The organism is Geminicoccus harenae (genome assembly GCF_019800005.1).
GTDB classification, from domain to species: domain Bacteria; phylum Pseudomonadota; class Alphaproteobacteria; order Geminicoccales; family Geminicoccaceae; genus Geminicoccus; species Geminicoccus harenae.
Map to the genome: position 1 here is coordinate 38,242 of NZ_JABGCL010000033.1, position 9,650 is coordinate 47,891.

At 63.2% G+C, this 9,650-nt stretch carries 9 protein-coding genes and 1 pseudogene; 3 read left to right on the forward strand and 7 right to left on the reverse strand.

Features of this window, described 5'->3' with window-relative positions; genetic code table 11:
* Genes HLA95_RS22630 through HLA95_RS22640 form a run of 3 tightly spaced genes read left to right on the forward strand, consistent with a single transcriptional unit; the run spans window position 1 to window position 2,100 of the window.
* Window positions 1-579, forward strand: a complete 579-nt coding sequence (locus HLA95_RS22630; protein ID WP_191057882.1) for a hypothetical protein — start codon at window positions 1-3, stop codon at window positions 577-579.
* A complete protein-coding gene (locus HLA95_RS22635) occupies window positions 579-1,442 on the forward strand; it encodes a terminase large subunit domain-containing protein (RefSeq protein WP_191057881.1) in 864 nt (287 codons plus the stop codon). The genes HLA95_RS22630 and HLA95_RS22635 overlap by 1 nt, the downstream gene beginning before the upstream one ends.
* Complete coding sequence (locus HLA95_RS22640) at window positions 1,357-2,100, forward strand: hypothetical protein (RefSeq protein ID WP_191057880.1); 744 nt, start codon at window positions 1,357-1,359, stop codon at window positions 2,098-2,100. Before HLA95_RS22635 ends, HLA95_RS22640 begins: the two co-directional genes overlap by 86 nt.
* A 215-nt stretch (window positions 2,101-2,315) precedes the next feature.
* On the opposite strand, the gene HLA95_RS22645 is transcribed toward HLA95_RS22640, so the two are convergent.
* From HLA95_RS22645 to HLA95_RS22675, 7 genes and pseudogenes are all read right to left on the reverse strand, one after another.
* Window positions 2,316-2,906: a hypothetical protein gene (locus HLA95_RS22645; protein WP_191057879.1), complete on the reverse strand. Its 591-nt coding sequence runs from the start codon at window positions 2,904-2,906 to the stop codon at window positions 2,316-2,318.
* Window positions 2,903-3,373 carry a hypothetical protein gene (locus HLA95_RS22650; RefSeq protein ID WP_191057878.1) on the reverse strand — a complete coding sequence of 157 codons (471 nt, stop codon included), beginning with the start codon at window positions 3,371-3,373 and terminating at the stop codon, window positions 2,903-2,905. The genes HLA95_RS22645 and HLA95_RS22650 overlap by 4 nt, the downstream gene beginning before the upstream one ends.
* A gap of 378 nt (window positions 3,374-3,751) precedes the next feature.
* Window positions 3,752-6,448: a DUF3631 domain-containing protein gene (locus HLA95_RS22655; RefSeq protein ID WP_191057877.1), complete on the reverse strand. Its 2,697-nt coding sequence runs from the start codon at window positions 6,446-6,448 to the stop codon at window positions 3,752-3,754.
* Window positions 6,449-6,674: 226 nt separating this feature from the next.
* Window positions 6,675-6,923 carry a hypothetical protein gene (locus HLA95_RS22660; RefSeq protein ID WP_222184611.1) on the reverse strand — a complete coding sequence of 83 codons (249 nt, stop codon included), beginning with the start codon at window positions 6,921-6,923 and terminating at the stop codon, window positions 6,675-6,677.
* A 75-nt stretch (window positions 6,924-6,998) separates the two neighbouring features.
* Window positions 6,999-7,622, reverse strand: a complete 624-nt coding sequence (locus HLA95_RS22665; protein WP_191057875.1) for a hypothetical protein — start codon at window positions 7,620-7,622, stop codon at window positions 6,999-7,001.
* Window positions 7,619-8,965 carry a site-specific integrase gene (locus tag HLA95_RS22670; RefSeq protein ID WP_191057874.1) on the reverse strand — a complete coding sequence of 449 codons (1,347 nt, stop codon included), beginning with the start codon at window positions 8,963-8,965 and terminating at the stop codon, window positions 7,619-7,621. The genes HLA95_RS22665 and HLA95_RS22670 overlap by 4 nt, the downstream gene beginning before the upstream one ends.
* A 574-nt stretch (window positions 8,966-9,539) precedes the next feature.
* Window positions 9,540-9,650, reverse strand: a pseudogene (locus HLA95_RS22675) (IS5/IS1182 family transposase); the annotation flags it as partial.

Consider the following 9,650-nt stretch of genomic DNA (forward strand, 5'->3'; position numbering starts at 1 on the left):
GTGCGCGCGCTGGCCGAAGGGCAGAAACCTGCCAAGGTCGCTGAGCAGTTCAGCTTCAGCCGCTACCAGATGCACCGGCACATGACGCATGGCTCAATTCCGCGCCTGGATGTCCGAGCCGTTCCTCAAGCCCCAGGCGCCGGCGTGGTGGTCGCGGCGAAAGGTTCGGCTCAGCCGGTCAGCCATGCAGCGGCCCTAATCGAGCTGCCGACACGCATCGAGTTGGTGGGCGAGCTTAGACAGGTTCAGGCCGAGGTGCGCGAGGTGCTGGATAGCCTGCGGGATGCGGAGAACCCCCGGTTTGACCTGCAGCTCGGCGCGCTGAAGCAACTCGCGGATGGCGTCGAGCGGCTCGCCAAGATCGCGGGTGTCGTCGGCGCGCCGAAGCCTGCGCAGGTGAACGTGGCGGTGGGCGTGAACCTGGACCTCGGTGCGCTGGCCGAGCGCCTGGAGGGGCGGCTCACCGGTAGCGCCGGAGCCTCGTTTCTAGCAGCGCTGCGCGAGGAGGCAACCAACGTCGATCCTGTGGCCGGAAGCGGCCCTGGCGCGCCCGCCAGTCGCCCCAGGACGTGTAGCTGATGCGGCGCCGTGCTGTAGCGGCAGTCGCCGCCGAACCCAGAAACCCGGCCCAGGCGCTGCTCTGGCGCCTGTCGCCGTCGGACTGGGCTAGGGACGTACTCGACCTGGATCTGGCGGACTGGCAGCAGGACATCGCCGACCGTCGGGGCGAGCTGACGGTGCTGATCCACCGGCAGGCCGGCAAGACCTTTACCGCCGCGATCATTGCTGCCCACGAGATCGTCCAGCGCCGCTCGACCAGCGTTGTGCTGGCCCCTACCCAGCGGCAGAGCGCGGAACTGATTCGCCGGACCCGCGAAAACGTCCTGAAGGCGGGCAGTACAATCACGGTGGACAATGCCTTCTCTTTGGAGATCGAGGGTGGCGGCAGGGTCGTCGGTCTACCGGGCACTGACGATGCCTCGATCCGTGGCTATTCCGTCGATGGCGCGGTGATCATCGACGAAGCGGCGCGCGTCTCAGATGAACTCTATCGAGCGGCCCGGCCGCTGCGGGCCCGTTTCCCACGCTCGCGACTGGTGCTCCTGTCGACCTCGTGGATGACCGCCGGCTTCTTCTGGGAAATTGCCGAGGGTCCGCTCATGGGCTCGATGCCGGTGGTACGGCTGCGGCCGGATGACACGGGTGTGCTAGCTCCAGATTTCTTGGCTGCCGAACGCCGCTCCCTCGGGTCCGAAGCCTATGCCAGGGAGTATGAGCTGACGTTTTCGCGCCAGTCGGGCACGCCCCTGTTCGACCTGAACACGATCGACAGCCTTTTCAGTCAGGAGCCCGGCTATGCCGACCCGTTCGGATCTGCATCAGATCACGTCGTTCACGCGCGCCGATTGGTCGACACTTCTTGGCTCGGTGGTTGCGATTGATCCAGCGCTTGCGCGAGATCGCGCCGCTGCCGTGGCTGCGCGGCTCGTGCTCCTGGACGGTGCACCGGCCCTGGTCGTGGATGCCGTGCGCGCCCTGGTGCCGCCGATCGCGCCCGGAGCGATCCTAGACCTTGCTGCGGGCCTTGCTGGCTCCTACCGCAGCGCGGGCTGCGGTGACCCACTGGTACTCCTAGACGTGTCGAGCGATGCTTCGCTGGCGGCACTGCTGACTTCGGTAGTGCCGAGTGAGGGTTTGATCGGCCTGAAGGTCACGTCGGCGACCTCACATGACCCGATGCGCCACGAGGTCCCAATTGGGACCAGTATTGGCAGCGCCATGTTCAAGGTGTGGCATGCAGGGCGGACGCCTTTACTCGCCGACATCGGGGTTCTGGGACGAGCGCGTCGCCTGGTGCTGCCTGCCGTAGAGGACGAGCCCGAGGTGGCAGCGCTGCGAGCGGAGCTGACCGAGCTGTCGGTCGAGCGTAGGCAGTCGGGCAAGGAAGTAATTGTTGGTGGCGGGCACGATGATCTCGCGATGGCGCTTGCCTATGCCTGCTGGCTCACCCTGCACGGCCGAACGTTCGGCGCAGTAGTGGAGCCGTTTGACGCGAGGCGCCTACTCAAGCCGTCTAAGAGCTGGCTGGCCTGGATCTGACCTCGGTCGGGCTTCATGTACACACGGCTCGGCAACGACAGCACGAAGTGCCGTTTGCACTGGTCGAGAGCAAACCTAGCCAGGCCGTCCGCAAGCTGCCAGCCCAGAGCGAGGACAAGGTTCAGGTGTTAGTTTCTAAATTTGGCGGATCGACTGTGGTCAGGTCGCGCTCGATGTGCAGGTGCTCGTTCATGGCAGCATGTTACTAAGCGCTGTCAGCACGGTGCTGTTCGATGGAAGTGCAATTCAGGCAGTACAAGCTCACGACGCTCGGTTAGCCTCCAATCCTCGCCTCCTTCGTAGGTGGGATCGCCTAGGAAGGTGCGTAGCGCCGCCCTGAGATCGCGATCATCCCAACGTACCGGACGGCCGATGAAGGCCTCCAACCACATTGGCGCGTTTGGGTGGGCTGGAAAGATCACGCGCTGGGCATGCTCCACGTCCTGCATAGGGTCGATCGCATCCTGCTTGCTGGAGATCGCCAGGACCACGATCGCATCACCCAGGTCATGTGAGGCGTAGCGGTCCAGGGTCAACGCGTTGAAGGCGACGTATCGCCGGATCAGCGTCAGAGCTTCCTCGAAGGTAGAGCAGATTCGCTCGAACACCTTCCCGCCCGGAAGATCGTGACGGGTGCGAAACGCAACGCGCTTGCGTCCCGGAGGCTCGATAATCCAGCACCCACAACTGTCCCAACCCCGCCAGCACCGGCCGTCCCAGCGGATATGACCGTCTTGATCACCTTCGAGGGCCGGCAGATCGATCCGCCAGGGCAGGCCAGCGGGCGGTGGCATGCTGCGCTTCATGAGCGGCCTCCATGAATGATCTGCCGGACCGCCCGTCCGACAAGCTCGGACTGCCCAATCAGCCAGGGGAGGTGACCCGGGTACCAGCCCGGGAGGAGGGGCGGGGCGATCACCAGCCCAAGATTCCGTAAGTTGTCGAACAAGGAGATAGCAGCTCCCTCGTCGAGGCTACGCAGATGCGCCCAGCCGATCATCGCCTTCGGCCCGATACGATAGACATCCACGATCGGTATCCCTGCCTCGGCCAGCGCAGCGCGTGGCACACGAGTCGATTCGACCGGGAGGCCTGTGGCCCCAGGCACCAGGGCCCAACCATGCATCCGGCCGGCTTCCTCGGCCGCAGCAGCTCGCATGAGGTGGATCGCGCGTTCGTAGCGACGTGCGATCGCTTGGTATTCAGTGCCGGCCACGCGGCATCGCGCCTCGTGCAGCCGGTCGATGAGGCGGGCCAAGTCGTGCAGGCTCATGACCAGCCTCGCAGCCACAGGCTTTCACGTGTCGCCTGCCGGCCCGGCAGGAGCAGCGGGAGGCGGCCGAACGGTCCCATGGGCACAATCACGTCGATGAATGTGATGGTTACTGATAGCCAAGCGCTCATTTCACCTGTTCTTCTATACTGATAGGGCCTTCGTCAGCTCCGGAAAGGGGCTCCCCTCTCAAAGCGTCACTCCGTCACAAATTTGCGCCAGCCCTGAGTTTCTCGTCTTCTCAAAGTGCCACTTACCCTCATCTTCAGCGACGCTTGCAAGACATTGAAACCTGCACCACTACTGGGTTTGTGACGAAGTGACACTTAGAAACCCTGTTCTGCTTCTCTGCGCGGGAAAGGGGCGATCACTCGCCGCTCATGCCCGCACGTGCGGCAGATAACGCTTCCATGCATCCTCGAACGCTGTGCGCCGGTAGCCTCGGGACGAGTTCGTCCGCGTCGCACGGATGCCGAAGTGCTTCAGCATCCGTGCCAGCTTGTGGGATGTTAGGCGGTCCCGGCTGTTCTCCTCGCCCCAGGGACGCTCGTCGCGCTCTCGCAGCGCCATGAGGATCGCAGACGTCTGCACGAAGTCGGGGTCGTCGATGTCCTTGGCCTTGGCTGCTTTGGCCATAGTGGTCCGGGCCTTGCTGCTATTGGACGGGGCTGCCAGCACCTTCGCGCGATGCTCATCGAAGATCTCATGCAGATCGGTCAGCAGCGCGATCCGCAACGAGTTGTCGTCCTCCTCACCTGAGCGCTTCGCTGCCTGCACTAGCGCATCGCAAGCCAATTTCAGGACGCCATCGCCCATGGCCTCGGCAATCACCAGGAGCGGGCGGGCGTTGTCGCAGGCGCGGGCATGAAGTTCTGCCGGCATCGGAGGGTCCGCGTCTCGGAGGGTGGGAATGAGCTGTAGTGCTGCGCGAGCGAGCTTACGCCGTATCGTGTCGAATTGGCGCTCTCGATCGCCGCGCAGCCGGTCGAGCTTCCTGCCAGACCGCTGCAGGTCGACGATCACGGAGCGATCGACGATGGTGCCAGGCGGGCTGCCGATCATGGCGATTGCGGTCGGGCAGAAGGTGCTGAAACAGCGCACCTCGAAATCATCGCCGACTGTGACTACCCGCGTGATCGAGCCATTGAACTTATGGCCGGAGTTGATGACCCCGCGCAGTTCCTCGTTGTCGCCTTTGATGAAGGTGTCACCTTCGTCCAATAGAAGGGTTGGACGACAGGCCTCAACCACGCGGGCCAGCGCAGCAGGTGTGATGTTAGTGGTCGTCAGCGCCTTCCGCGCCAGCATGCCGATCAGGTCGAGCAGAGTGCTCTTGCCACACCGCTTCTCAGGTGATCGGATCAGTAGCCGGGGCGTGATCGGCCCATGCTCGAACACATAGGTGTGCATGATCCACAAGGCCACGCAGACTAGGCTATCGTTCGGCATGTCCACGAACCGGTGCAGGATCGTCACGACCTCAGCCAGCACCTCGGCCAAATCGACAGGCTCTGGGCAAGGCTCCGGCTCGGGGAGGTCGAGAACCCGACCTCGTCCAGCGGGTTCGGGTTCTTCCTTGAGCGATACCGGCTGCAGTTGCTTCGATAGTTCGTCGATGACCGACACACGAACCTTGAGCTTCTCTGCGAGCACATGCCGCTGTTGCTCGCGCTCGATGTACGGCAGGTCCATGTGCGCCAGGACCAAGGCTCGATGCTCCTCGGATAGTCTTGCCAAGGGATCGGGCATAATCGTGGGCATGTGAGCTGTGGCCGCAGCGCTGGCATTACCTGTGGGCGCGAAAGGCACCGGCTTGTGCCCCAGTACCTTAGGAGAACTTTGGCCATCCTTGCCGTTGTGGTTCCAATGTGGGCAGCCTATACACACGTCCGGCTGACCCGCATCCGCGCGCGCCTGCCGGATCGTGACGCAAGTTGCTGGTCCCAACCGTTTGTCTTCGATCTTCTGTTGGGTGGATGCCCAAACCCGATCGACTTCCTCGGGGTCATAGTCTGGGTGCTGCTCGGAGACTTGGTGCAGGTACTCCTGGCCATTCTCGGCGAAAGCCAGCACTGACAGTTCAGCCAACCACCGCCGACGCCCGCGCGCGCGCCCGGCGGTGTTCAGGCTGTCCCGCATTGCTGAACAGCCGGCGAAAATAGATGCGGCGTCGGTCGGGATTGGCCTGGGCTCGATCTCCGCAGCCAGATTGTCATCGGCGCTGAAAGCTTCCCGAGCTTCATCCGATTGGTTCATCGCCAGCGCGGCCAACTTCGGGTTGAAGTCCCACCCTGCCAGCTTGTTACTGGCCGGTGTGTGCTGCCCACGGCGGCGGGGCACAAACCTCGACAATGCCTGAGTTATAGCCTCGTTAACGATATCGTTCGGGTCTTCCCGAACGATAGTGACTGGCTTGGGCTGACCTTTGTCCTTGCGGTTGGTTGTGAACGGCACCCGCATTAGGCCGACCAAGTTGGAACTGGGAGCGGGATCATAGGCCAAGTCGGACGCATCGGCGGCGGCCAGGAGTTGGCTATTCATGTCCCGCCACTGTGCTGCATCGGTGATTGGGTCATTCAGGACCCAATATACATGGATGCCGTTGCCGGTGTGGACGATGTAGGACGGGCTCGGCAGGTCCGTGTCCGACACGAACCGATCGACCGCCTGGACCGCTTCCTCGGCCGTCTCGTAACGGTTTGCGGGCTTGTCAGGGGCTTTCAGATCGATGTCGAGCCACATCGACTTGATCGCCTTGAAGTGCTCTTGGACCCGGTGACCTTTCAGGTATGGCTTGCCCGTGCTGTCCGTGACTGGCTCGGCATGGTCGAAAGTCGCCGGGGCGAAGTAGACCGACCGAGCGGCGGCGTCGCCCGTGGCGTGTTCCCACCGCGACGCTCTGTCGGACATGCCGCTAATCGTGTCGAACGCGCGAACCGACCCCATGCGGATCTTACGAGAGTCCTTCTGGTCGTCGCCCGCCCGCTGCACGCACCCAAAACCGCTGCCTGGACTGTCCAAGGGAACAATCCTGGACAGGAACCGATTGCACTTCACTTCGTCGTCCCGAGTCATGGCCGCCCTCCGGCCCAGCCACGGCCGGAACGGCCTACCGGAACGAGCGAGATGCGGTTCAGGGGCTCTTTGGTGCCGTCCGAAGACGACGGCGAGCGCGTGGGATTGCCCGCGCCCATGCAGGTAGCTATGCTCATGGTCACTGTCTTTGTTCTTTCGGGACGCCCGATCTTAGCGGATCGGGTGTTCTTTCTGTTTGAGAGCCAGCGCTTGGGCTGGTCTTGGTTCAGGCCGCTCGGTCGCTCTCACCCAGCAGCGTCCGCGCCCACGCATCGAGCCATTCTTCCCGGTACATCGGCCAACGACCGGCCTTTACGAATCTTGGTCCGCCACCAAGGCAGGCGAGCTTGGCGAGCGTCGTGGGCACGCGCCGGATGCCCCACACCCGGAACAGGTAGTCGGAGGCTGCGTCGCGGCGCATGTAGCGGGGCCTGTCGGTGCGGCTATCCCCTACGGATGCGTTCTCGTTGAGCATAGTGGATTGTCCTCTCCAGAGATTGCTCGGGAGGACTGTTAGTGGTTTGCCGTTGATCTGAAGGAGGTCCGATATTCAGGGTTTCGGTTGTGCATTCTTCCGCTTTTGCAACGCACGGTTGATTGCAGAACGTACGGTTGGCGGGTGCGGTTGCCGACCGGAGATTTCGGCTAGGGCGTCACTGACCAGTTCTACGAACCGACCATCCTCAGCCACGGTCACAGCCGTTGGCCCGGGGGCTAACAGTTTGTGGTCCGTCAAGTTCAGGATCGTCGCCAGGGTGGCAAGATTAGCTCGATTTCCGGCGCCGACAGTCCGCGCCGAAGCGATGATCTCCGCACGTCGCTTCGCCTGCTCCCGCTTCTGCTCCTGAGCATCAACGATAGCGACCGCTACTTCCTTCGACGCATAGGTAAGGCGAGCCTTCGGATCCGCCCCTCGATCGAGTACGCGGTCGAGCAACTGATCCAGCTGTGCCTCTTCCTCCGCTTCGATCATGTCACAGTAGCGAGCCGTCATTCGTATCTGCCTGTTGATGACGGCGCGATCGTTCCTGCCCGGCTTCCGCTGTTTCCACCTCGTCACGATCTCGTTGAGGGTCGCTAGATGACGTTGGTCGCGTCTAGCCGCTGCCATGGCGCGAAGCGTGTCGAATGCGCGGACTGCCCAGCAGGAAGCCAACAAGTCTTCTTCGGTCATCGATGTGGCCGCCGCCGCTTGGCTCCAACCAATTCGACCACGGCAGCCCCGCCCTTCCCGGCCCTCCTGGCTTCCCCAGCAGCGAGTGCCGCCGCGATCTTTTGGCCACCCAGCTCGGCAACCGCGTGTACCGGGTCAAGTGCCACATGGCTGTAGCGCTCCGTGGTCGCGGCGTTGCTATGCCCTAGCACCTTCCCGACCAGGAACAGCGACGCTCCGGCCGCCACCGCCGCGCTGGCGAACGAATGACGGAGCACGTGCAAGGTCACGTCGGTGTCGAAGCCCGCCAGTTTGCGTACATGGTCGAACGCCTTGGTGATCCCCACCGCATGCCCACCGCCCCATGCAGCAGGAAATACCCACGGCACCGGCTGGTCGTGCTCGTCTACCTGCCGTGGCAGACTCGCCAGAAAGGCACGCGCGGCCGTAGTGAGCGGGATCACCTTCGCTCCAGTCTTACTGTCCGGCAGACGCAGGCAGCCAGCCGCCAGATCCACATCATGCCACCGCAGCGTCAGCGCCTCTGACTTCCGGCAGCCAGTCAGTGCGATCAGGCGGATGGCGCGGGCAAAGGTCGGCGACATGCCTTGTGCCTCGGCGGCGACCAGCGCGTCGCCCAGCCGCTCGACTTCCTCCGTCGACAGGTAGCGCTCTCGGCGCTTTGCCGGGATGACGTGCACCTTCTCCGCCGGGTTGTGTGGCAGCAGCCCTTCGCGCACCCCCCAGGTCAGTACAGCCGCGAAGTAGGCCGTGATTCGTCCTGCGATGCCTTCACCACCGGAAAGCACGATGCGCCCGCGCGCCTTGCCGCTCGCTATCGGGTCGGCGGCCGTCTCGCCACGGGCGATCATGCGCTGCATCCGCTCGATGTCGGCCCTGGTCAGCTTACCGAGCTTCACCTTCCCGATCAGCGGTACGACGTGGTGGCGCAGCCCGCTCCGATAGGTCTGGGCCGTCGCTTCCTTCAGGAAGGCACCGCCGATACGCCCGGGCTTCGCGCGTGGGCAACCAGCCTCGATCCACCGGTCGATCAGTTGTGCCACTGTAAGGTCTGCCTTAGCCGCATCACGCTCGGCTGCCGGGTCCTCTCCTCGATCCAGAGCGGCGATGTACTTCCGCGCCGCGACACGTGCCTCTTCGGCCTTCATCACGGCAGTTTCGCCTAAGACGATCCGCCGGGTAGCGCCGCCGCGCTGGCCACGAAGCCGGCCTTGGAAGATCCAGAACTTGCGACCGCTCGGCCGGACCCGAACCCCCAACCCTTTCAGATCATCGTCCCAGGCAAAATATTCCGTCGGCCGAGCCCGAAGATTCTCGACCAGCTTCTGACCCAGCTTCGGCACAGCTTCCTCACTTTCTGAGCCACCCACTCAAAGCCGTGGAAGCCCCGTGGAAGCCCCAGGCGGCAATACGAGGCAATTTCTGTTGCCACCCCTAGATTACCCAACTCAGTTTGTCACGTCTGTGCAGAAGCTTACGCAAGCTCAAGCAAGTTTGAGAAAGCCGAGTGACACATCTACTTCTGTAATCGCACTCTAGAGGTCGTCGGTTCGATCCCGATCGGCTCCACCACCTTCTCTTGAGATATCAATAGGTTAATGAACCGCCTTTATCTCTAAGCGGGGCTTTCAACTTCTAAGGCAGCCCCAAGGCAGCCCCAGGCGGAAAGTCAGGTGTGCTGAAGCCATTGGTCGAGGCGCTGACGGGCTGTGTCGTCAACAAGAGACAAGACTGTCTCTGTCTGCTCACAGGCCCATCGCTGCGGTCAGCATGAGCTAGGCTCACCAGCACGCCAAGGCATTGGCTCGGCTTCTTCCCGTTCCGTTATGTTGGGTGCTGCCGCCGCACTCAGCCGCAAGCGACAGAAGCCGCCAACGCAGTCTCATCATCTCCAGGCGTACTAGGTAGGGAACCCATTCAGGTCCATGCTGAGGCGACGGCGACGAGTGCGAGGGCGGCCAGGTAGTTCCGGGCGAGGCGGTCGTAGCGGGTGGCGATGCGCCGCCAGTTCTTGAGCCGGCAAAACAG